The organism is Cobetia sp. 2AS (assembly GCF_029846355.1).
GTDB lineage: Bacteria > Pseudomonadota > Gammaproteobacteria > Pseudomonadales > Halomonadaceae > Cobetia > Cobetia amphilecti.
This window is the reverse complement of the sequence record NZ_JARWKQ010000002.1, coordinates 726,861-749,932: the sequence shown is the minus strand read 5'-3', so window position 1 is coordinate 749,932 and position 23,072 is coordinate 726,861. Positions and strand designations below refer to the sequence as shown.

At 63.3% G+C, this 23,072-nt stretch carries 20 protein-coding genes; 14 read left to right on the top strand and 6 right to left on the bottom strand.

Annotation, left to right across the window (positions count from 1 at the left end; genetic code table 11):
• Position 1 precedes the first annotated feature (1 nt).
• From QD356_RS08340 to QD356_RS08300, 9 genes are all read left to right on the top strand, one after another.
• Complete coding sequence (locus QD356_RS08340; RefSeq protein ID WP_192837673.1) at positions 2–838, top strand: WbqC family protein; 837 nt, start codon at positions 2–4, stop codon at positions 836–838.
• The gene (locus QD356_RS08335) at positions 829–2,298 is read left to right on the top strand and encodes a lipopolysaccharide biosynthesis protein (protein WP_153636194.1); all 1,470 of its coding nucleotides are present in this window, start codon (positions 829–831) and stop codon (positions 2,296–2,298) included. The genes QD356_RS08340 and QD356_RS08335 overlap by 10 nt, the downstream gene beginning before the upstream one ends.
• On the top strand, positions 2,292–3,416 hold the full coding sequence (locus tag QD356_RS08330; protein ID WP_192837674.1) for a glycosyltransferase: 1,125 nt from the start codon (positions 2,292–2,294) through the stop codon (positions 3,414–3,416). Before QD356_RS08335 ends, QD356_RS08330 begins: the two co-directional genes overlap by 7 nt.
• A 143-nt stretch (positions 3,417–3,559) precedes the next feature.
• Positions 3,560–4,549 (top strand): phosphoribosyltransferase family protein, encoded by a 990-nt coding sequence (locus QD356_RS08325; RefSeq protein WP_131432407.1) that lies wholly within the window; start codon positions 3,560–3,562, stop codon positions 4,547–4,549.
• A gap of 113 nt (positions 4,550–4,662) precedes the next feature.
• Positions 4,663–5,460: a glycosyltransferase family 4 protein gene (locus QD356_RS08320; RefSeq protein WP_192837675.1), complete on the top strand. Its 798-nt coding sequence runs from the start codon at positions 4,663–4,665 to the stop codon at positions 5,458–5,460.
• Positions 5,461–5,468: 8 nt separating this feature from the next.
• Entirely contained in the window at positions 5,469–6,587 is a 1,119-nt protein-coding gene (locus QD356_RS08315; protein WP_052384903.1) for a hypothetical protein, read from the top strand.
• Between the two features lie 167 nt (positions 6,588–6,754).
• Positions 6,755–7,921: a glycosyltransferase family 4 protein gene (locus tag QD356_RS08310; protein ID WP_192837676.1), complete on the top strand. Its 1,167-nt coding sequence runs from the start codon at positions 6,755–6,757 to the stop codon at positions 7,919–7,921.
• 17 nt (positions 7,922–7,938) lie between these two features.
• Entirely contained in the window at positions 7,939–8,418 is a 480-nt protein-coding gene (locus QD356_RS08305) for a hypothetical protein (RefSeq protein WP_153636191.1), read from the top strand.
• A 707-nt stretch (positions 8,419–9,125) separates the two neighbouring features.
• Positions 9,126–10,232: a glycosyltransferase family 4 protein gene (locus tag QD356_RS08300; RefSeq protein WP_192837677.1), complete on the top strand. Its 1,107-nt coding sequence runs from the start codon at positions 9,126–9,128 to the stop codon at positions 10,230–10,232.
• Between the two features lie 14 nt (positions 10,233–10,246).
• Here the strand turns inward: QD356_RS08300 and QD356_RS08295 are convergent, their stop codons facing one another.
• From QD356_RS08295 to QD356_RS08285, 3 genes are all read right to left on the bottom strand, one after another.
• Complete coding sequence (locus QD356_RS08295) at positions 10,247–11,503, bottom strand: FAD-dependent oxidoreductase (protein ID WP_192837678.1); 1,257 nt, start codon at positions 11,501–11,503, stop codon at positions 10,247–10,249.
• 249 nt (positions 11,504–11,752) lie between these two features.
• Positions 11,753–12,325: a carboxymuconolactone decarboxylase family protein gene (locus tag QD356_RS08290; RefSeq protein ID WP_192837679.1), complete on the bottom strand. Its 573-nt coding sequence runs from the start codon at positions 12,323–12,325 to the stop codon at positions 11,753–11,755.
• Between the two features lie 65 nt (positions 12,326–12,390).
• Entirely contained in the window at positions 12,391–13,719 is a 1,329-nt protein-coding gene (locus QD356_RS08285; RefSeq protein WP_192837680.1) for an aspartate aminotransferase family protein, read from the bottom strand.
• A gap of 166 nt (positions 13,720–13,885) precedes the next feature.
• On the opposite strand from QD356_RS08285, the gene QD356_RS08280 reads away from it, so the two are divergent.
• The 4 genes from QD356_RS08280 (at position 13,886) to eat (ending at position 18,752) form a co-directional block, all read left to right on the top strand.
• Positions 13,886–14,818 carry a MurR/RpiR family transcriptional regulator gene (locus QD356_RS08280; protein WP_192837681.1) on the top strand — a complete coding sequence of 311 codons (933 nt, stop codon included), beginning with the start codon at positions 13,886–13,888 and terminating at the stop codon, positions 14,816–14,818.
• Positions 14,819–14,996: 178 nt separating this feature from the next.
• Entirely contained in the window at positions 14,997–16,403 is a 1,407-nt protein-coding gene (locus QD356_RS08275; RefSeq protein ID WP_192837682.1) for an ethanolamine ammonia-lyase subunit EutB, read from the top strand.
• Complete coding sequence (gene eutC / locus QD356_RS08270) at positions 16,400–17,260, top strand: ethanolamine ammonia-lyase subunit EutC (protein ID WP_192837683.1); 861 nt, start codon at positions 16,400–16,402, stop codon at positions 17,258–17,260. Before QD356_RS08275 ends, eutC begins: the two co-directional genes overlap by 4 nt.
• A gap of 73 nt (positions 17,261–17,333) precedes the next feature.
• Positions 17,334–18,752, top strand: a complete 1,419-nt coding sequence (eat, locus tag QD356_RS08265) for an ethanolamine permease (protein WP_192837684.1) — start codon at positions 17,334–17,336, stop codon at positions 18,750–18,752.
• A 139-nt stretch (positions 18,753–18,891) separates the two neighbouring features.
• Here eat and thiE read toward each other — a convergent pair whose 3' ends face one another.
• Positions 18,892–19,515, bottom strand: a complete 624-nt coding sequence (gene thiE / locus QD356_RS08260) for a thiamine phosphate synthase (RefSeq protein WP_192837685.1) — start codon at positions 19,513–19,515, stop codon at positions 18,892–18,894.
• Positions 19,505–20,344: a hydroxyethylthiazole kinase gene (thiM, locus tag QD356_RS08255; RefSeq protein ID WP_192837686.1), complete on the bottom strand. Its 840-nt coding sequence runs from the start codon at positions 20,342–20,344 to the stop codon at positions 19,505–19,507. The genes thiE and thiM overlap by 11 nt, the downstream gene beginning before the upstream one ends.
• A gap of 418 nt (positions 20,345–20,762) precedes the next feature.
• Between thiM and QD356_RS08250 the strand changes: the two genes are divergently transcribed.
• Positions 20,763–21,842, top strand: coding sequence for an endonuclease/exonuclease/phosphatase family protein (locus QD356_RS08250; protein ID WP_225996328.1), 1,080 nt, complete (start codon positions 20,763–20,765; stop codon positions 21,840–21,842).
• A gap of 192 nt (positions 21,843–22,034) precedes the next feature.
• Here QD356_RS08250 and yghX read toward each other — a convergent pair whose 3' ends face one another.
• Positions 22,035–22,922 (bottom strand): YghX family hydrolase, encoded by an 888-nt coding sequence (gene yghX / locus QD356_RS08245; protein ID WP_131432393.1) that lies wholly within the window; start codon positions 22,920–22,922, stop codon positions 22,035–22,037.
• Positions 22,923–23,072 lie beyond the last annotated feature (150 nt).

Sequence of the window (23,072 nt, the reverse complement as noted above, 5' to 3'; positions counted from 1 at the left end):
CATGAACATCGCGATCATGCAGCCCTATCTGTTTCCGCATATCGGCTATTTCCAGCTGATGCATGCCTGTGACGAGTTTCTTGTCTATGACGATGTCGCCTTCATTCCGCGTGGCTATATCCATCGCAACAATGTGCTGCTGGGCGGCAAGGCGCATCGCTTCACGCTGTCGGTACCCAAGGCATCGCCCAACCGCTTGATCAGCGAGCTCGTCTTCGGCCCGACACCGGACAGCCTGCTGACCACGCTGCATCACGCCTATGCCAAGGCACCGTATTACGCACAGGTGATGCCGCTGCTGCAGGCGGTGTTCCAGAATGAAGACCGCCGCATCGGGGCGCTGTGCAAGTACAGCTTCGAGCGGGTGTGTGACTACCTGGGGCTGGAGTGTCGCTTTCTGCTCACCAGTGAGCTTGAGCACGATCGCAGCCTCAAGGCCCAGGACCGTCTGATCGAGATGTCACTGATGCGCGGGGCCGAGGGTTACATAAACAGCATCGGCGGCCGCAAGCTCTACCAGGCGGCGCCCTTTGCGGCCAATGGCATCACGCTGTCATTCCTCGCCAGCCAGCCGAGTGACTACTGCCAGACACCGCTTGATTCGCGTCGCTCGGGGCGTCAGGCGGAGTTCGTCGCCGGCCTGTCGATCATCGATATGCTGATGTGGTGCTCACCGGGCGAGGTGCGCGACAGACTCGCCGAGTACCAGCTGCTGCCGGAAGACCTGGAGCTGCTGCGCGCCGCGGGCAATGTTGCGGACACGGCGTCTATGACGGGGCCGCTGGCGCGCGATGTCTCCGCCCACTCGGTTCAGGGAGGCCTCGCCTCGTGTCACTGAGCAACAAGACCGCCATCGGCATTCTGTGGAATTTCTCCGATCAGCTATTGCGGCGTGGCATGGCCAGTCTGGTCACGCTGCTGCTGGCGCGGCTGCTGGTGCCGGAAGATTTCGGGTTGCTGGCGATGGTGCTGGTCTTTCTGACCATCGCCTCGGCCATGATGGATTCCGGTCTTCAGCAAGCCATTCTGCGCATGCCGACCCTCGGGCCGCGTGATGCCAGCACCGCCTTCTTCAGCAATATCGCCTTCGGGGTGCTGGCCTACGGCCTGCTGTATGCAAGCGCCCCCCTGATCGCCGACTTCTATGCCGAACCACGCCTGATCGTGCTGGTGCGTATCGGCGGCATCGTGGTGCTGATCAACTCCTTCGAGGTCATTCAGGGCGCGATGCTCAACCGTGCGCTGGATTTTCGCACGCGCATGAAGGCTGGCATTCCCGGCAGCGTGGTGTCGGGCGGGGTGGCAGTGCTGCTGGGCTGGCTGGGCTTCGGGGTCTGGGCACTGGTGGGGCAGATGTTGACGGCGGCGCTGGTCACTACCGCCCTGATGTGGTGGTGGGGTAGCTGGCGGCCGCGGCTGGAATTCGATGTGGTGTCGTTCAAGGCGATGTTCCGCTTCGGCTACAAGATGTTCCTGTCACGCATGCTGGATGTGCTGTTCGTCAATCTCTATGTGCTGCTGATCGCCAAACTGTTCTCCGCTTCGGTGGCGGGGCTGTTCTTCTTCGCCGAGCGTCTCAAGGAGCTGGTGATCAATCAGCTGGTGACGGCGGTGCAGAACGTGACCTTCCCGGCGCTGGCGAGCATCCAGGCGGATCCCGTACGCCTCAAGAGTGCCTATCGTCAGATCCTGCAGGTCATGGTCTATCTGCTGTTCCCGGCGATGCTGTTGCTGGCGGCGCTGGCCGAGCCGCTGTTCCTGACGCTATTGCCCGAGCGGTGGCTGGCGGCGGTGCCTTATCTGCAGCTGATGTGCATCGCGGCCGTCATGTATCCCCTGAGCACGCTCAATCTCAATGTGCTCAAGGTCAAGGGGCGCTCGGACCTGTTCCTCGGGCTCGAGATCGTCAAGAAGGTATTGATCTGTGCGGTGCTGGCGGTGACCTGGCGCCATGGCGTGATGGCGATCCTGATCGGGCAGATCGTGGTGGCGGTGGTGTCCTACATCCCCAATGCCTGGTTCTCGCGGGAGTTGATCAACTACAGCATCCGCGAGCAGCTGGCCGACTTCCTGCCGGCTCTGCTGCTGGCCAGTGCGGTGGCGGGCACGACCTGGTGGGCCGTGCCTGCGCTGTTGGCCATCTGGCCGGCGCCGGTGGTGCTGGTGGTATCAGGCCTGCTGGCAGGGGCGGCCTATCTGTTGCTGTCCTGCTGGCTGCGCTTCGCGGCCTGGCAGTACGGCGCCGGCTGGATCCAGGAGCGTCTTTCACAACGGAAAGTGGGGAATACTGCATGTTAGAACTGAGTTATGCCCGGGCACTCGCGACGCCCCTCATGGATGGCACTCCGCAGTCAGGCCCCTTGCCTGTACCATCGGCGCCCGCCGAGGAAGCCGCCATCATGGCCGAGTGGGAGGGCGATCTCAGCGCCCCGCGCGTCTCGGTGATGTGCTTCGCCTTCAATCATGGCGACTACATTCGCATGGCGCTGGATGGCTTTCTGATGCAGCGCACGCGTTTTCCGTTCGAGATCGTCGTGCATGACGATGTCTCGACGGATGGCACGCGGGAAATCATCGAGGAATATGCGGCCCGCTACCCGAACATCGTGCGGCCGATCCTGCAGGACGTGAACCAGTACTCGCAGCATATCTGGCCGATCATCTTCTGCATGCCGGTGATGCGCGGCGACATCATTGCCTATTGCGAGGGCGATGATTACTGGATCAAACCCGACAAGCTGGCCCGTCAGGTCGCCTTGTTCGACGCCTATCCCGAGGCGACGGTCTGCTTCCACCCGGCGCTGGAATTCAATGAAGCCACCGGCGAGCATTCGCTCATCTGCCGCTATGCCGATAGCGTGAAGAAGATCTCTGCCGAGGCGGTGATCGGGCTGCGCGGCGCCTCCATTCCGTCACCGGCCTTCAGCTTCCGACGCGTCGATGCCACCGTCGACGCGATGATGGCGTCCTATCGCGGCGCCCCGATCATGGACTTCTTCCTGCAGTCCTACATGGCACTGCAAGGCGAGACTCTCTATTACGAAGATGCTGCCTGTGTCTATCGCCGCAATGCCAAGGGTTCCTGGACATCGCAGCAGCAGGAAAGCGAGGCCGAACAGCGCTATCAACGCGACATGATCTCGGCCATCGACGTCTTTCATGCCAATACCCGGCATATGCCGCATTCCGACAGCCTGTATATCCCGCTCTATCACTACTTCAAGCAGTACGTGATGGCGCCCGCGAGCCCCATGCAGCGCCTGGCCAACTTCCGCCAGGGGGTCGCGCTGCTCTCGCACATGGACCGCAGTCGGCTGCTGCGCCTCGTGCGCCAGGATGTGATGACCAAATTGATAGGCACTCGTCGCCGTCGTGTGACATCCGACAGCGCAGTGCAGAAGCGTAAAAGCGCCTGAATGCCCCCGATTATCGGGGGGATGAGGGCGAGAGAAGCGTTTGATGACAGGACGTCGTCAATAACATCAAAAAAGCGCTGCAACACACAAAAGCGCGAAGGATATCGGCCTTGGGCCGTCGTGAGTCGCAAGGGGACCGCAACATGAATTATCGCAGTTACGCCGACCTGAGTTCGGATATCGCCAGACAGTTGTCGCGCCTGCAGGCCGGGAATTTCGATCTGATCGTCGGAATCCCGCGCAGTGGAATGGTGCCGGCCTACATGATCAGCGCCATGCTCAATCGGGCCTGCACGGATCTCGACACCTTCATCGCCAACGGCTCGCCCGGCAAGGGAATGACGCGCAAGGTCCGGGGGGCGGCGCAGAGCGCCTGGGAAAATCAGCGTGTGCTGCTGGTCGACGACAGTTTCAACAGTGGAGCCTCGCTCAAGGCTTCCCTGGCGCGCATTCCGCAAGAATGCCCCTGTGACATCACCACCTGCGTCATCTATGCCAACCCGGCACCGGTGGTGGGGGTGGACATGTATCTGGTCGAGCTGGAGCACCCGCGTGCCTTCCAGTGGAATCTGTTCCATCACCCGGCGCTGGCCGATAGCTGCCTGGATATCGATGGCGTGCTGTGCCTCGACCCGACACCTGAGCAGAACGATGACGGCCCGCGCTATCGCGACTTCCTGACCAACGCGGCGCCTCTGCATATCCCGACCTACCGAGTGCACTCGCTGGTCACCAATCGGCTGGAAAAATATCGTCCCGAGACGACCGCCTGGCTGGCCCGGCACGGTGTCGAGTATGACCACCTGATCATGCTTGACCTGCCCAGCAAGGAAGAGCGCCTGCGTCAGAATCGCCATTCGAGTCACAAGGCGGATTACTACCGTGACTCCGGCTGTCGCCTGTTCATCGAAAGCGAGGTGGGGCAGGCCACCAACATCACGCGCATGACCGGCAGGCCCGTCTATTGCGTGGACGCCCACCAGATGATGACTCCCGAGTGGGCCTCGATGTCAGCGCAGAAGAAGGGCCAGGTGCTGGTGTGCACGTTCAAGCGCATGGCGCGCCGGGTCGTGACCTGGTTGCCGGCGCCGCTGGCCCGCCAGGCGCGCAGTGTCTATCAGCGCCTGGCCTGAACGCACCGAAGGAAGTGGGCTGACGTCGATCGCCATGTGCAGATGGCATGGCGGTCATCGTGTATTGACTCGATCAAGCCTGGCTCAAGGCTAACACTGGCGAAGGAGTGGCAATGAAGACGCATCGGATGGCGCTTTTGGTCGTGGCACGGCAGATGACCCTCGAGACTCGCCAGATGCTGGCGTTGGCGGCGGGGCTGACGCGTCTGGGTCACGAGGTGGACCTCATCGTGCCCCAGGCCCATGAGGAGTTGATCGAAGGTCTGGCCCATGGGGTGCGGCTGGTAGAGCTGGGCGTGCACACTGAGTTGACGGGCGTGCTGGCCCTGACGCGCTATCTGGCGCGTCATCGCCCATGTGTCCTGTTGTCCAGCGGTCTGGAAGCCAACCTCAATGCGCTCAAGGCGCGCCGTCTGGATCGTTGGCGCGTGCCGGTGATTGCGCATCATGCCGTGACACCGGCCAGTGAACTGGTGGTGGCGGGCAGCAAGGCGCGGGGCCTGAGACGCCGGATGGCGCTCAAGTATCCGCATGCGGCACTGGTGCTGGTCGAAAGCGATGAAGCCGGCTGCCAGGCACGTCACGAGGGCGGAATCGAGGCAGCGCGCGTCGTGACGTTGCCGTTGGCCCCTGATGAGGAGACGGGCGCGCTGAGCGAGCATCAATTGATGCAGTGCCTGTCGCTGATGCTGTCAGCAGCCGAGGTCGAGGGCGCGTCACCCTTCTCGTCCCGAAGCTGGCAGGTCAGCAGTGAGGGAGCTGCGGCTGGCCTCGCGCAGCCCTCGTCAACGCTCGATACCTCTGGCGTGGTGAGTCGGCAGGCCACCAGCGCTGATACCGGCGCGTCCGCGCCCCTCATGTCATCCGCCAGTCTGCAGGCCGAACTGGCCAACAGCGGCGCACGAGAATAAGTCTTTCCATGGAACACATTCTGCTCGACCTGCCCAACCTGCTCGTCTGTCTGGTACTGGTGATGGTGGGCTTTCTGCGTGGTTGGGTGACGCGCAATGTCGCGATCATCCTGAGTCTGAGCAGTGCGGTGCCGTACCTGTTGAACAATGTGCTGTTCGATGCCGAGTACATGCCGGACCAGTTCCGCTACTGGGAGCAGGTATTGGCCATGCGCAGCATGGACTGGGGAGCGATGGACCACTCCCTGACCGTCTCGGTCTCGTCGGGATTTCTGGCGCTGTTGCCGTTGCCGCTGGCGGAAACCATCACCAGCCTGGGCTTCTTCAACAAGTTCCTCTATATCGGCGCGCTGATGGTGCTGATTCGCCGCGGCATCATCTCCCACGCGGTACTGCTGTTCGTGCTGTGCTACCCGAGCCTGGTGCTCTACAGCTCACTGAGCCTGCGCGACACCCTGGTCACCGGCTTCATGCTCGGCAGCTTCCTGCTGGCCATCGAACGTCGGCCGATGTGGGCGCTGATCTTCCTGTTGCCGTTATGGATCATCAAGTTCCAGAACGCTCTGATCATGCTGATCTTCCTCGGCATCTACCTCCTCTACGACGTCAGCCGTCAGGGCCTGTCGACCAAGCGATTCTGCTGGTTGCTGGTCGGGCTGGCCGCGAGCGTGCTGGTCATCTATCCGCTGGCGGTGGACCAGATCAACTTCTTCCGCGCGGCCATGTATCTGGAGGATGGCGGCAAGATCGAGGATGTAGAGGTCATTCAGGGCTTCGGGGACTTCGTGGTGACGGGGATCCAAGGCGCGCTCTATTTCCTGATCAAGCCATTGCCCTGGGAAGCCGCCAATGCGCTGCAGTTGATCCAGTCGGGAGAGAACCTGCTGGTGGTCGCCTTCCTTGTCTGGCTGACCCTCAAGTGCTGGCAGGTCCAGCGTGAGAAGACGCTCTTCTGGCTGCTGTATCTGATCGGCGCCTTCACCATCTATGGACTCGTCGTCTTCAACTACGGCACCGCGGTGCGCTATCGCTTCCCGTTCCTGGTCATCTATGTGGTGTGCATGGCGCATGACACAGGGCTGGTGCGGCTGTGGCAGCAGCAACGCCGGCCTGCGTTGCTGGACTGACCTGCTGGACCGAGCCACGACGCCTTTCCTTTCGCGCTGGTGTCGCTTCACGATCGTTTCTCTTGTCGATGGCTCCCCTTATTCAAGGTTTCTCCCCCGGATGCTTCCGGTCGCGCGGGCTCATGCTCGCGCATGTTCTTCTTCGCATGACACGCAAGGAATGCCCCATGCCAACACATGATGCTCAGCCCTCCACGGTGGTGCTGGTCTCCAACTCGTCGTTCTTTCTCTACAACTTCCATCGCGGCGTCATCGAAGGGCTGCGTGACTCGGGGTATCGCGTGGTGTGCCTTGCGCCCACCGATGCGCATAGCGCGTACCTGGTGGACGAGCTCAGGGTCGAGCATCGTGCGCTGGGCATGGAAGGCAAGGGCACCTCGCTGATCGGTGAGGGCAAGAGTCTGCTGGCACTGCTGGGGACATTGCTGAAACTCAAGCCACGCTATGTTCTCAACTTCACCATCAAGGCCAATGTCTATTCGGGACTGGCCTGTCGGCTGCTCAAGATTCCCTATACCAACAACGTCTCGGGGTTGGGCACCGCCTTCATACACGACAGCTGGCTGTTTCGTCGGGTACGGGCGCTGTATGGCTTCGCCAACCGTGGCGCGCGTTGCGTGTTCTTCGAGAACCGCGATGACCAACGCCTGTTCATGCGCCTCGGGCTGCAGAAGTCCACGCCGTCTGTCGTGCTGCCCGGCGCCGGTATCGACCCGCAACGCTTCGCCTTTGCGCCGCAACCGCAGACGCCACCGCTGACCTTCGTGATGGTCGCACGCCTGATCGGCGACAAGGGGGTGCGGGAATACGTGACGGCGGCCGAGCGTCTGCATGAGCGTTATCCGCAGGCACGCTTCTGGTTGATCGGCCCGTCGGGAATCAGCAATCGCACCGCGATCAGCGATGAGGAAATCGCTGCCTGGCGCGAGCGCGGCATATTGCACTACCTGGGCGAACAGCGGGATGTACGCCCCTTCCTGGCCGAGGCCAATGTGCTGGTGCTGCCGTCGTATCGGGAAGGCATGCCGCGCACGGTACTGGAGGCGGCCTCGATGGGGCGTCCGGCGATCGTCAGTGATGTGCCGGGCTGTCGCAGCTCGGTCAATCCCGGCGTCACTGGCTGGCTGTGCGAAGCGGCCAATGTCGAGTCTCTTGAGCAGCAGATGCAGGGCTGTCTGGACATGCCGCATGCGGCATTGATGGAGGCGGGGCAGGCGGCACGCGTGCGTATCGAGCGTGAATTTGATCAGCAGATCGTGGTGCGTGCCTATCTGGGCTGTCTGCAGCACACACTGGATATCGAGTTGCGTAAGTCAGTACTCGCTACCGCCTGAGGCGGGACGCTAACATATTGACACCGTTGGATTTTCGTCAGGAAGATGAAGAAAATCGTTCTCGACAGTTGGGCAAATATCAGGAACTGCTGCTGGATTTAACGCGCATAATGGCCCCGCGAGTGAGAGTGACAGGCGCCTGCCTGGAGAGCTCAATCGGTCGGGACAGTGCTTCTTCTGGCAATGACACACCGCGTGTCGCTGAACAGGCCGTCTCGCTGGAACGCGATCGATCGTCATCAAAGGGAAGGATGCCCGTGAACACCATCAACAGAGAGCAGAATGTCGTCATGAGTGGATATCGTTTCTGCGCCCAATGCGGGGGCGCCAGCGTACATCGCGTAAAACGCCATTGGTGGCAGCGACTGGCCGGCAAGGCGCCGCTCTATCACTGTGAAGACTGCGGCATCATCCATCGCGTCTCGACTGAAGCCATCACTGCCAGCCGGACGAGCCAGCAGGACGCTGAGTCGTCGCACCCGATGGCTGGCCGCTGATCCTGTTGTCAGGTGCCAGCATTGAGCTATTGAGCTATTGAGCTATTGAGCTATTGAGCTATTGAGCTATTGAGCTGAGCCTGGCGCGCCGGCATTGGATTTACCTCTTCATCACCCATGCCGCGGCGCGCGTTATAGGTCCGCCTTGACTCAGTGCGAAGCGTGCCTCTCAAAAGGCGGGATCGGCAAGACGCGTTGAGCTGGCATCTCGCATGATGCCTGGCAGTGTTCGTTCAGCGCTCAGGCCGCTTGCTACTCTTGCTTTTCGAACTCGCTTTTCGAACTCGCTTTCCGTACTAGCTCCCCGTGCCCGCTTACCGCACACGATCCTCTTGCCGTTCTGTCTTGCTGACGCGCTGTCTTGCTGGCGCGTTTTCTTTCTAAATGTGCTGTCTTTCTGACGTACCGTCCGTCTTTCCAAAAAACTGCCTGAGGCATTGTTCTTCATGAAGCGGTAAAGACGTGGTGGCCGCCGCTCGTCTTGCTGTCAGCCGTTTTGCGCGACCGTTCCTGCGCTAGCATTCTGCATTAGCGTTCTGCGCTAGATCGCACCGCTTCATGTCATACCCCCCTATCTCCCGCCATCGACCCGCGTCGGTGGCGGGTTTTTTCTGCGCCGCAGTTGAGCATTTCGATCAAGCAAGGCGATATCTCGCCTGCTGCCGGGTGCCTCGCGGCGAGCATTTCTCTGTGGAGCGCATGAGCCAATGAAGATTCTGTTTGTCGTCGGTAATCTTTCCAGCGACGGAGGCACGGAACGTGTCACATGCGAAATCGCCAGCGGACTGGCGCGCTCGGGTCATGAGGTGATGATCGCGAGTCTGTTCGGGCCAGCGACCAGTTCGTTTTCTCTGGAGGACAGCATCACGACCTGTTGCCTGAATCTGAAGGAAGCCAGAGGCGGGGCCCGACGTTCGCTGGGCATCAGTTCGGCGTTGCTGACCAAGGTCCGTCATCAACAGGCCGATGTGGTGGTGCTGGTGGATTCGATCCTGTTTGCCTTCTGCGCGCCGTGGGCCCCGTTCCAGCGCGCCCGGATCATCTGCTGGGAGCATTTCAATCTCGCCACCGATCATGGTTCACGCCTGCGTTCGGTGGGCCGCTCGACCGCCGTGCGCCTGGCCGATGCCATCGTGGTACTCACCGAGCGGGATGCCGAGGCCTGGCGAGCGCGCTATCGCATCCGCGACAAGGTCGGCGCGATCTGGAATCCGGTACCGCACTTCCCCAAGCCCAGCGAAGAGGACGCAGCGTCGCGTACCGTGCTTGCCGTCGGGCGCCTGACGGAGCAGAAGGGCTTCGATGTGCTGCTGAACGCCTGGCACAAGGTCGTGTCGGTCCACCCTGACTGGCGACTGCGCATCGTCGGCTGGGGCGAAGATGAAAATGACCTCAAGGCCCAGGCATGGACATTGGGCCTGGGTGACAGCGTCGTCTTCGTGGGCCGCACCTCACAGGTGGAAAAGGAGTATCAACGCGCGGCGCTGTACGTGATGAGCTCACGCTGGGAGGGGCTGCCAATGACCCTGCTGGAAGCGCAATCCTTCGGCTTGCCGGTGGTCTCGACAGACTGTGAGACCGGGCCTGCCGAAATCCTGGCCGGCGGCAGCGGCGTGCTGGTGGATGTCGAGGACGATGAGGCACTGGCGCGCGAGATCCGTGATCTGATCACGGATGAAGCCCGCCGCAGCGAGATGTCCCTGCTGGCACGCGACAATGCCGCGCGCTTCGATGCGGACACCCTGTGCGGCGAGTGGCAGCAGCTGCTGGAGCGCCTGACCTCCGGTCGAACCCGCATCGCGGATGCCTCGTGAATCCTCCCAGAGTGTCAAAATCGGGCCGCAGAGCAGGGCGTGATCCACTCTGGTGAGCCTTTGGCTAAACATTCGCTGACCAGGCGCCCAGTCACGCCTGCCAGTGTCACCCCGATATGCTGATGGCCAAAGGCATGGATCACGCGTGGCTCATTGGGTGACGGGCCGATCACCGGCACGGAATCGGGCAGGGTGGGGCGAAAGCCCAGCCAGCGCCGGGCCACCGGGGCGTCAATGCCCAGCACCTTGCGCACCCGGCTTTCCAGATAGTCGAAACGGGCCGGGTTGGCCGGCCCCGCAAGCGAGCTCAGCTCCACGGTGCCGGCCACGCGCAGGCGCGCGCCCTCGGCACTGTGCAGTGGCGTCATGTAGAAGGCGCTTTCCACCGGGCAGGTCGGGCGGTTGAGCGGCGAGTGCTCGAGATCGAATTCGATGTGATAGCCACGCTCGGTATCCAACGGAATCCGGTCGCCGATCTGGCGCGCCAGCTGTGCCGACCAGGCCCCGGCTGCAAGCACCACTCTGTCTGCCATGAGTCGCCGGCCATCGGCGTACTCCAGCAGCATGCCGGAGGCCTGTCGGCTCAGGCGGGTGACCTCGGCGCTGACGATCCGGCCCTCTTCGCGCAGCGGGGTGGCCAGGGTGTCGATGAAGACCTGCGGGTCATCGAGGTGACAGGAGGAGGGGAACAGCACGCCACCCGCGGTGTGGCCTTCCATGGCGGGTTCCAGCGCGATCAGCTCGTCCGCCGTCAGCACCTGCTGGTGGATGCCGAGCTGGTCGCGCAGTCGGATATCGCCCTGTGCGGCCTGCAGGTTCTCGGCCTTGCCGTAGGCATACAGACAGCCCTTGCGCTGAATCATCGCGGCGGCGGCGGGGGCATCGTCCAGCAGCGGCTGGTAGTCCGTGTAGGTATGGCTGAGCAGCTGGGCCAGCATCTCGCTGTTGGCACGAAAGCGAGTGGCGTTGCACTGGCCCATGAAGCGCATCAACCAGGGCGAGAGCCTGGGCAGGCATTTCCAGTCGATGACGAAAGGCGAGTCAGGCGACAGCAGCAGCGAAGGCATGCTGCGCCAGATTTCCGGACGGGCGATGGGCAGGCAGCCGTAATCCGCCAGGGTGCTGGCATTGCCGAAGGAGGTGCCGCTGGCGATGCCTTCGCGTTCGATCATCGTCACCTCGTGGCCGCTGCGCCGCAGCCACAGGGCGCAGGCGACACCCACGGCGCCTGCGCCGATCACCGCCACTTCCGTGTGTTCGCTATCACTCATTGATCGCTCACCTTGTGGTCATCTTGTTGTTATCGAGGTGTTGTCATCCTGGCGTCGATATCGAAGCGTCGTCATCGAGGTATTCGCGCCGCAATGACGCACGCCCCGGGGGGAGGGCCGGGGCGCAGCAGGTGGCCTTTCGAGCATGCCTCGCGCGCGACAGCTCGGCAAGCGCGCTGTCACCGGGCGTGCGTGTCGTACTCAAGCGTTCCGGGCGTGGCGCAATCCAGGCCCTTCAAGACACGCGTTTCAAGATCGGCTCGGCTCCTCGAAGGGCAGCGGGATGTCATCACCGCGCCGGACGGCGAAGACATTCAGCGTCATCGCCACCAGGGCGTAATAGCCCAGCACCCCGATCAGCTCCACCACCACGGTTTCGCCGAACATCGCGACGGCCTCGCCGTACAGGCCATCATCGACGCGCCGCTCGGCGTAGAGCGCGCGGGTGACGCGATAGATCAGCCGCTCATCGTCTTGTTCAAACGCGGGTTCACGCTCCTCGCGCAGCGCCGTGATGACCTCGGGCGCGAGGCCGGCCTGCTCGGCAATCGGCGCGTGAATCTGCCATTCAGCCTGGGATTTCCACCATGCCGCCGTGGTGAGAATCGCCAGCTCGCTGAGGCGCAGCTCAAGGCCGGTGGCGTAGCGGCAGAAGGCTCCGAGGCGCTGGGCATGATTGGCAAGCTCGGGGCTGTGGATCCAGGCCAGGAAGGGGCCGTCCAGATTGCCGCGCGGGCCGCTGAGAATCTCGGCCAGCACCTCGCGCTGAGCCGCGCTCATGCTGGCGTCATCCAGTTCGGTCAGGCGCGATGTGATCGCCATGAAAGTCACTCCATTCAAATCCATTCAAAGATCGTTAGGTAGGCAATGCGCTTGCAGCTGAGCCGTCACAGGCTGGCAAGGGTGGTATCGATGGCTCGCCCCAGCTTGGTGGTGATCTCGTCCAGGTGCGACTCCTGCAGAATGAACGGCGGTGCCAGCAGGATGTGATCGCCCTGGCGGCCATCGAGGGTGCCGCCCATCGGATAGCACATCAGGCCTTCGGCCATGGCGGCCTTCTTGAGTCGCGCATGCAGCTTGAGGGAGGCGTCGAAGGGCTTTCTGGAATCGCGATCCGCCACCAGCTCCAGCCCCTGGAAGAGGCCGCGACCGCGGATGTCGCCGACATGGGGGTGATGCGCGAAGCGCTCGTTCAGGCGCGCCTTGAGCCCCTCGCCGAGGACATTGACACGAGTGAGCAGGTCGCGGGCTTCGATGGTCTGCTGGACTGCCAGCGCCGCGGCACAGGCGGTGGCGTGGCCGATGTAGGTATGGCCGTGCTGGAAGAAGCCGGAGCCATTGGCGATGGCATCACGAATACGCTGGCTGACCAGGGTCGCGCCGATCGGCTGGTAGCCGGCGCCCAGGCCCTTGGCGATGGTGATCAGATCCGCCGTGACGCCTTCCTGCTCGGCGGCGAACAGACTGCCGGTGCGCCCCATGCCGCACATCACCTCGTCGAGAATCAGCAGCACGCCGTAGCGATCACAGACCTCGCGGATGCGTCTGAAGTAGCCCGGCACCGCGGCGACGGCGCCCAGGGTGGCACCGACCACCGGTTCGGCCACGAAGGCCATCACGTTCTCGGCGCCCAGGCGCAGGATTTCCGCCTCAAGTTCCGCGGCAAGACGAATGCCCATCGCCTCGGGCGTCTCGTCGGGCTGCTGGTCCCGATAGGCGTAGCAGGGGCTGACGTGACTGACGTTGATCAGCAGCGGCTCGAATTGCTGACGCCGCCAGGCATTGCCGCCAGTGGCCAGCGCGCCCAGCGTATTGCCGTGATAGCTCTGGCGCCGCGCGATCAGGTGCTTGCGCTGCGGCTGACCGATCTCGACGAAATACTGACGGGCCAGCTTGAGTGCTGCCTCGACCGCTTCCGAGCCGCCGGAGACGAAGTAGACGGAGTCGAGCCCTGCGGGGGCGCGTTCGATGAGGAAGTCGGCCAGCTGCTCCATCGGGTCGCTGGTGAAAAACGAGGTGTGCGCGTAGGCCAGTTGGCTGACCTGGTCCTTGATGGCCTGCGCCACCGCCTCGTCGCTGTGCCCCAGGCATGACACGGCTGCGCCACCGCTGGCATCCAGATAACGGCGACCCTCGCGATCGACGATGTAGGGGCCATCGCCCTTCACGGCGGTGGGATACTCCTGATTGAGGTTGCGATGCAGTACGTGGCTCATGCGGGCTCCGTGGCGGCAGGGGTGCGAAGACGTAATGCAAATATGTAGTGCATTTTCAGTTTGTGCAATAAATAATTGCATATGGTCGCTTGTGCCTTCGGAATCGACCGGCCAGAGATGCTACCGTTGCCGCCATCTGTCCTGTCCCTTGCCAAGGAGGTATCCCATGCCCCCATCCTCCCGAGCCCCCGGGCCCGCATCCCCTGACTCGCCGCCGGAGACCCTGGAGGGGTTGAAGCAGTTGCTGGCGGCGATCGATCGTCGTGAGGTGGAGATTCGTCTCGGCGCGAGTTCCCGGCGCGTGCTGGCGGTGCTGATCGAGTCCCCGCAACGCACGGCGGTATCTTCCATCAGCCAGCTGGCGGAGCTGACCGGCGTGAACGCCTCGACCTTCTCGCGCCTGGCCCAGCGGCTGGGCTACGAGGGCTTCAGCAGGTTTCAGGACGTCTTTCGCCAGGCGGTGACGGATGGCGAGCATTTCTACAGTCAGCAGGCCTCGCAGCTGCTGGCGCGAGACGCCGATAGCAGCGCCATGGCCCAGCTTGCGCGGCTGGGACGTCAGGAGAGCGCCAACATCCTCAGCATGCTGGAGAGGGTGGATGCCGCGGCCTTCGAGGCCGCGACCACCTTGCTGGCCAAGGCGCCGCGCGTGCGCCTGCACGGCATGCGTCAGTTCAATTCCCTGGCACTGTTCATGGCCTATGGGCTGGGCATGCTGCGCCCGGACGTGGCACCGCTGGATGCCAGTCGTCAGGGTGTGGCCGATGCACTGGCCCAGCTGTCGGCCGGTGACGTGCTGGTGGTGGCCAGTTGCTTCCCCTATACCCCAAGCGTGGTGGCCTGCGCCGAGGTGGCGGTCAAGCGTGGTGTCGAGGTGATCGCGCTGACCGATTCGGCCAGCTCTCCGCTGGAGCCGCTGGCGCGTTACAGCTTCCATGTGCCCAATCACAGCCTCTTCTACAGCAACAGCATGAGCGCCTTCATGTTCCTCGCCGAAGGCCTGCTCAGTGAGGTGGCCAGCAAGCTGGGCGATGCGGGTGTGGCTTCACTCAAGCAGCGCGAGGCGATCATCACGGAGTTGGGGGGCGCACGCGGCTGATGTACGCGATGCACTGCACCGAGGGTGAACGCGGTCATGCGCCACGGTGGTGCGGGAGCAGGCCTGCGCAATGCGGCTTCAAGGCGCATGCAGGACCAAAGAGGCATGGAGGGAGATTGGCGTGATTCCTGCAAAACGACTGATATGAAATGACATCCGTCAGGGCAAGGAATTTCCCATGAGCCGCGAGTACCGTTACACCCTGGGCAGTCAGGTCCATCGTTTTGCCAATCTGGCCGAGATGATGGCCAAGGCGACGCCCGCCCGCTCCGGAGATCGTCTTGCTGGCGTGATCGCGGAAACCGCCGAGGAGCGAGTCGTCGCTCAGCTGTGTCTGGCGGAGTTGCCCCTCAAGACCTTCCTCGAAGACGTGCTGATTCCCTACGAACAGGACGACATCACCCGCCTGATCATCGATGAGCATGATCCGGTGGCGTTCCTGCCGATCGCGCATCTCACCGTCGGCGACTTCCGCAACTGGCTGCTGAGTGACCTCGCGACCCCCGCGGTGCTGGCGCAGGTGCGCGCCGGCATTACCCCCGAAATGGCCGCCGCGGTCAGCAAGTTGATGCGCAATCAGGACCTGATTCTGGTCGCGAAGAAGTGCGAGGTGGTCACCGCCTTTCGCAATACCATCGGCAAGAGCGGCCATCTCTCGACCCGCCTGCAGCCCAATCATCCCACCGATGACGTCACCGGCATCGCGGCCAGCATTCTCGATGGCCTGCTCTACGGCAACGGCGACGCCGTGATCGGCATCAACCCGGCCACCGACAACGTGGCTCAGAGCATCAAGCTGATGCGTCTGATGGACGAGGTGATCCAGAAGTACGCGATCCCCACCCAGTCCTGCGTACTGACCCACGTCACCAATACCCTCGAGTGCATCGAGCAGGGTGCCCCGGTGGATCTTGTCTTCCAGTCCATCGGCGGCACCCAGGCCACCAACGAGAGCTTCGGGGTCGAGCTCTCCGTGCTGGCGGAGGCGCAGCAGGCTGCGCTGTCGCTCAAGCGCGGCACGATGGGCGACAACGTGATGTATTTCGAGACCGGCCAGGGCAGTGCGCTGTCCGCCGATGCCCATCACGGCCTGGACCAGCAGACCTGCGAGGCGCGCGCCTATGCGGTGGCGCGCAAGTACTCGCCGCTGCTGGTGAATACCGTGGTTGGCTTCATCGGCCCCGAGTACCTGTTCAATGGCAAGGAGATCATCCGCGCCGGCCTCGAGGACCACTTCTGCGGCAAGCTGCTGGGCCTGCCGATGGGCTGCGACATCTGCTACACCAATCATGCCGATGCCGATCAGAACGACATGGATACCCTGCTGACGCTGCTCGGGGTGGCGGGCTGCAACTTCATCATGGGCATCCCCGGCTCGGATGACATCATGCTCAATTATCAGACCACCTCCTTCCACGATGCTCTCTATGCACGGCGGGTGCTGGGCCTGGGACCGGCACCGGAATTCGCCGCCTGGCTCGAGGAGATGCAGATCTTCACCGATGTCGCCACCCAGACACTGCCGAGCGAGATGCCCGACCGCTTCGCCAATTCACTGCGTCAGGTGACAGGAGGTGACGCATGAACCCTGACCAGCCCTCTGCTGACGCGGTCTCGCGCAGCCTCGAACCCGATGCCATCGTCACGCCCAATCCCTGGCAGCGGCTTGGCCAGTTCACGGATGCGCGCATCGGCCTTGGCCGTGCCGGCATCAGCCTGCCAACCAATCGTTCGCTGGAATTCCAGCTGGCGCACGCCCGCGCCCAGGACGCCGTCCACCTGCCGCTGGAGATTCCTCGACTGATCGAGGACCTCAATCAGCTCGCGGCGCTCGAGCATGCTCCGCAGATCCAGCGACTGCACAGTCGCGCCGTGGATCGCACCACCTACCTGCAGCGCCCCGATTACGGGCGGCGTCTCGATGAGGATTCGCGTCAGCAGCTGTCCGCCCTCGATGCCCAGCCTGCCGATCTGGCCATCGTGGTTGTCGATGGGCTCTCGTCTCTGGCGGTGCAGAACAATGCCGCGCCCTTCATCGCCGCATTGCTGGAATCGCTTGCCGAAGACGGGCCGGATGCCTGGTCCTTGGCGCCGATCAGCGTGGTGGAGCAGGGGCGGGTCGCGATCGGCGATGAAGTCGGTGAGCTGCTCAAGGCCCGTGCAGTGCTGGTGATGGTCGGCGAGCGTCCCGGCCTCAGCTCTCCGGACAGCCTCGGGCTCTATCTGACCTGGCAGCCGCGCGTCGGCCTGAGCGATGCCAGCCGCAACTGCATCTCCAACGTGCGCCCGGCAGGGCTCGACTTCGCCATGGCCGCCCAGCGTCTGCACTACCTGCTGCGTGAGGCACGCAAGCTCGGCCTCACCGGTGTGGGCCTCAAGGACAGAAGCGGCGAGACGGCGCTGGAAGGCGGCACCGGTATCCAGAACTTCCTGCTGTCCTGATGGGACGGCAGCGCAGCAGCGGGAAACTCCCGATCCAACAATGACAAATGCCTGAGGCATACAAGGCGGCACCATGACTCGCGACACGAAACACGGCACGAATGAGCAGGACTATCTGGCCAGGCGCCAATTGAAGAAAGGGACGGCAGGCTGGGTCCTGCTGGCGGGCCTCGGGGTCTCCTACGTGATTTCCGGCGATTTCGCCGGCTGGAATTTCGGCATCGGCGAGGCGGGCTGGGGCGGCTTCGCGATCGCCGCTCTCTTGATGGGCATCATGTACCTGGCACTCGTGCTGTCGCTTGCCGAAATGTCAGCGGCCATTCCGGCCGCCGGCGGCGGTTACAGCTTCGCCCGCCAGGCGATGGGGCCGGCAGGCGGCTACCTCACCGGTCTTGCCGTGCTGATCGAATATGCGCTGGCCCCCGCGGCCATCGTCATCTTCATCGGCAGCGCGGTGGAATCGTTGCTGGGCATCAATGGCCCGATCATCTACGCCATCTTCTATCTGGTGTTCATCGGCATCCACTTGGCGGGGGTCGGCGAGGCGCTCAAGGTGATGATGGTGATCAGCGGCCTGGCCGTGTTCGCGATCATCGCCACCGCCGTCGCGCTGATCGGCGACTTCGACAGCAGTCGCCTGTTCGACATCGCACCCACCGATGCCTGGGGGGCCAGCGACTTCATGCCCAATGGCTGGTATGGCATCTGGGCGGCGCTGCCCTTCGGCATGTGGCTGTTTCTGGCCGTGGAAGGGGTGCCGCTGGCGGCGGAGGAATCGCGCAATCCGGCCCGTGATGTCCCGCGCGGCATCATCGGCGCCATGCTGTTTCTGATGTTCACCGCCGTGCTGGTCGTCTTCCTGCTGGCCGGTGCCGCGGGGGCCGAGGCAATCGGCAGCAGCGCCGTGCCGCTGGTGGATGCCCTCAAGGCCACCGGCAGCGAGGGCCTGGCGACACTGGTCAATGTGCTGGCCCTGGCGGGGCTGGTGGCGTCGTTCTTCTCGATCATCTATGGCTACAGCCGTCTGGTCTTCGCGCTGTCGCGGGCCGGGTATCTGCCCAAGACGCTGTCGCTGACCAGCAAGCGCAAGGCGCCGACCTGGGCGCTGGTGGTGCCGGGCATCTTCGGGTTCCTGGTCTCGCTGACCGGCGAGGGCGATCTGATCCTGGGCATGGCGGTGGTGGGGGCGACAGTTTCCTACGCGCTGATGGCGGCCAGCCACATCCTGTTGCGCCTGCGTCAACCGGCGCTGGCACGTCCCTATCGCACGCCGGGCGGCATCGTGACGTCTGCCATCGCGCTGGTGCTCTCGCTGATCGCGCTGACCGGGGTCTATGCCTTCGATCCGCGTGCCTTCAATTACACCCTGGTGCTGTTCGTGGTGGGCATCGCCTACTACGCCATCTTCAGCCGTCATCGGCTGGTGGCGAAGACCGCCGAGGAGGAGTTCGCGCTGGTGGCGAATGCCGAGAGTGACCTGGCGGCCAGCTGATCCGCTCAATCAGCTCAATCAGTTCAGGTAGCAAAGACGACAACGCCCGCCATGGCTGACCATGGCGGGCGTTGTCGTGACTGGCGGGCTTGGATCCGCTCAATTCAGCTCAGTTCAGCTCATTTCTGATCAGTTCTGATCAGAACGGATACTGCGCCAGGAATTGCTGGGCGGCCGCGGCGGGATCTTCGGCACTGCACAGCGCCGAGACGACGGCGAGGCCGTCGGTGCCGCTGGTCAAGACTTCGCCGGCATTGGCCAGCGAGATGCCGCCGATGGCGACCGTCGGCAGCGGGCTTGAGCGCACGAGCTGCGTGAGTCCCTCGATGCCCAGCGGTGCGGCATGATCCGGCTTGGTCGGGGTGGCATGCACCGGGCCGAGGCCGAGGTAGTCGATGCGCTCGACATCGACGGCCTTGAGCTGCTCAAGCGTCTGGACCGACAGGCCGATCAAGGCGTCCTCGCCGAGACGGCGACGCGCCTCGACCGGGTCGCCATCGCTCTGACCGATGTGCAGGCCATCGGCGCCACTGGCCAGCGCGACCTCGATGCGGTCATTGATGATCAGCGGCACCTCGTACTCGTCCAGCAGCGCCTTGAGGCGGATGGCCTGGGCGATCATCTCCTCGTCGCTGGCGTGCTTGTCGCGCAGCTGCACGACACTGACGCCGCCGCGCACGGCGGCCATCACGGTGGCTTCCAGGCCGCGCTCTGCGCACAGCGCGGGGTCGGTGACCAGGTAAAGGGATAGATCAAGTGACATCGGTCAGCTCCAGACGAGAGGCTAGCGGGGTGGAATCGGCGTCGAGAGTATACAGGGCATCCATGAAGCGTGGCACGAAGCTACCCGGGCCTTGCGCCGACTGGCCCGCCGTCTCACCGGCCTCGGCGTAACAGGCCAGCGCGGCGGCGGTGGCGTGCAGGGTGTCGTCATGCCCGGCGAGGGAGGCGGCGAGGAAGGCGGCGACCACGCTGCTCAGCGCGCAGCCCATGGCAGTGACGCGGCCCATCAGCGCATGACCACCCTGCACCGTGATTTGCCGCTGGCCATCGGTGACGACATCGACACCACCGGTCATCGCCACCACGCAGTTCTGCGCGCGTGCCAGGGCGACGGCGGCCCGACTGGCGCGCTCCAGCGCATCCTCGCCGTCATCGCCGCTGTCCACGCCGCGACCCTGATTCATCTCACCGGCCAGCGCCAGCACTTCGGAGGCATTGGCGCGAATCACGCTGGGACGATATTCCAGCAGCGCGCGGCACGCATACTGGCGCAGGCTGGAGGCGCCGATGCCGACGGGGTCCAGCACCCAGGGTTTGCCATCGCGGTGGGCGCACATCGCGGCCAGCTGCATGGCCTCGATCCAGCTGGGTGACAGGGTGCCGATATTGATCGACAGCGCCGCACTGATGGCGGAGATCTCCTGAATTTCCTGCTGCGCATGCGCCATCAGCGGCGAGGCACCGATGGCCAGCAGGGTATTGGCGGTCGGCGTCATCGCGACATGATTGGTGATGTTGTGCACCAGCGGCGTGGTCTGGCGCAGGTGATTCAGCAGGCTGCCGGGAGAAAGGGATGACGATGGGGTCATGGGATCTCGTGACTGGAGAAAGGAAGCATCAGCGCTCGAGAGTAAAAGCTGGCGCTGAAAGGTCAAGTGGCAAGGTCCGGCGCTGACGGTGGTGTGACGTGCTAGCTCCCTGTCATCTATCAAGAGTCGCGCAAAGGATAATAAATAATATCGTGGTTCTATAAACCTTGACGACAAGCCCATAAGATACAGTCTCTTACGGTCTTTTGTGTACGAGTCATCAGTCAAGGGTCACGCAGTGATACGGATAGGTCAGCGCGGTAGCGTCAGCAATACGAGCAGCAGTCACCTGGATATCGCTGGCAACAGCAGCACAAGCAGCACGAGCAGCACGAGCTACAACAGCAAGCCCCCGCGCGGCTGGCAGCCGTCTGGCGGTTCTCGGCTTGAGCGCATCGCCAGAAGGGTAGTGATGGCAATGACAGTGCCCGTGCTGCTGGGCGCTGCGGCCAGCAGTCAGGCGGATGCGGTGATCGCCAGCTGGAATCTGAAGCATGCCGGCTGGAACAACGGCAAGCATCTCGAGCAGGTCGCGGCGGTGGCGAGCCATATGGACCTGATCGGCCTGCAGGAGGTGATGAAGGAGGAGGTTGTCAGCGAGCTCGAGCAGCAGCTTGAGGCGCTGACCGGCGATGAGTGGGATAGCCTGGTCAGCCATGCGGTCGGGCGCAGCACCTATACCGAGCGTTACGCCTATCTGTACCGCGACAAGTCGATCGCCTATCAGGGCGGAGCTGCCGTCTATCTCGACCCCGAGGATGTGTTCTCGCGCGAGCCGCTGCTGGCCACCTTCGTCGAGAAGGACAGCGGGCGGGCCTTCAGCGCCGCCAACGTGCATATCGTCTACGGCGACAGCAAGGCGGATCGAGCGCCGGAAATCCGTGCGCTGGCGGATATCTACGACCTGATGAAGGAAATCTCGCCCGGCACTCCGGCGATCATCATGGGCGACTTCAACATGGCACCGACCGAGCCTGCGTGGGGAGACCTGCGGACCCTCGGCCTGCGCCCGCTGATCACCGAGGGCGCGACGACGCTCTCCAAGACCGATGGCCGCTATGCCTCGCTCTACGACAACATCTGGTATGTGCCGAGCGAATGGCCCAGCGCCAGCGGCGATGTGTTCCGCTTCCCGGACTATCTGGGTATCAGTCATGAGGCGGCGCGTGCCGATGTCTCCGATCACGCCCCGATCTATCTGTCGGTGACCGGCGAGACACTGGCGTTGCTGCCGCTGGACGGCGGCCAGCCGCAGGCGGCGGGTACAGAGGTGGCCAGTCGTGCATCCAACGCCTCCAGTTCGGCGAGTCAGACCTGTATCGACCTCAATACCGCCAACGCCGATCAGCTGGATCGCCTGCCCAATATCGGGCCGGCACGCGCCGCCGATATCATCCGTCAGCGTCCGTGGAGTTCCAGCGGTCAACTGACCCGCATCAGCGGCATCGGCAAGGGTACGCTCAGCGAGATCGTCGCCAGCGGCATGCTGTGCAGCTGAGCTGTTTTTAGAGCGGGTCTGTTCTGAACAGGTCAGTCTGAATAGGTCTGGTCTGAACTGATCAGGCCTGAGCCTGAAGAGATCAGTCTCGGTCTCACTCGAAAATGACGAAGCCAGCCATCACGGGGATAGCGTGATGGCTGGCTTCGTTGCCTTGAGGCGGGCAGGCCGTCTTCCTGGTGCCGTCTGAGGTCAGCTCAGATACTTCTCGAACCAGGCAAGGGTTCTGTCCCAGGCGAGCTTGGCGGCCTGCTCGTCATAGCGCGGGGTGGAGTCGTTGTGGAAGCCGTGGTGGGTGTCCGGGTAGATGTAGGCCTCATAGACCTTGTCGTGTTCCTTCAGCGCGGCTTCATAGGCGGGCCAGCCGGCATTGACGCGCTCATCGTGCTCCGCATAGTGCAGCAACAGCGGGGCCTTGATGGCGGCGACTTCCTCGGCGCGCGGCTGGCGGCCATAGAAGGGCACGGCACAGGCAAGCTCCGGATAGGCCACGGCGGCGGCATTGGAGACGCCCCCGCCGTAGCAGAAGCCGGTGATGCCGATCTTGCCGGTGGTGCGGTCCTCGCTCATCAGGTAATCGATGGCGGCGAAGAAGTCGTTCATCAGCTTTTCAGGATCTACCTGTGCCTGCAGCTCCTTGCCCCTGGGGTCATTGCCCGGATAGCCGCCCACCGAGCTCAGCCCATCCGGGGCCAGCGCGATATAGCCGGCCTTGGCCACGCGGCGCGCCACGTCCTCGATATAGGGGTTGAGGCCACGATTCTCATGCACCACCACCACGCCCGGCAGCGGGCCGCTGGCCTTGGCGGGCTTCACCAGATAGGCGCGCACCTCGCCGTGGCCCTCGGGGGACGGGTAGGTGATGTATTCGGCGACGATATCGGGGTCCGTGAACTCGACCTGGGAAGCCAGCGCGTAGTCGGGGCTCAAGCTTGCCAGAATCGAGGTGGCCGTCATGCCCGCAACGGCAAAGGCCGCCGCGCGATCCAGAAACTGGCGGCGAGTGATGTTGCCATGCACATATCCGTCGTACAGCTCCAGCAACTCGGGAGCAAAATCCTTTGCAGTGAGGCGGGCCATGTCAGACTCCTGGGCAAGAGAAGGGGCGAGCGAGTCTTGAACATAGCAACCCACCATGACGCTACCAAGTTTTTGCCGGCCTGTTCACCGAGTCTGTCATTTTCCGGGTATGTCATTGGCTGTGTCAGGTATTTGCCGAGTCAGGTATTT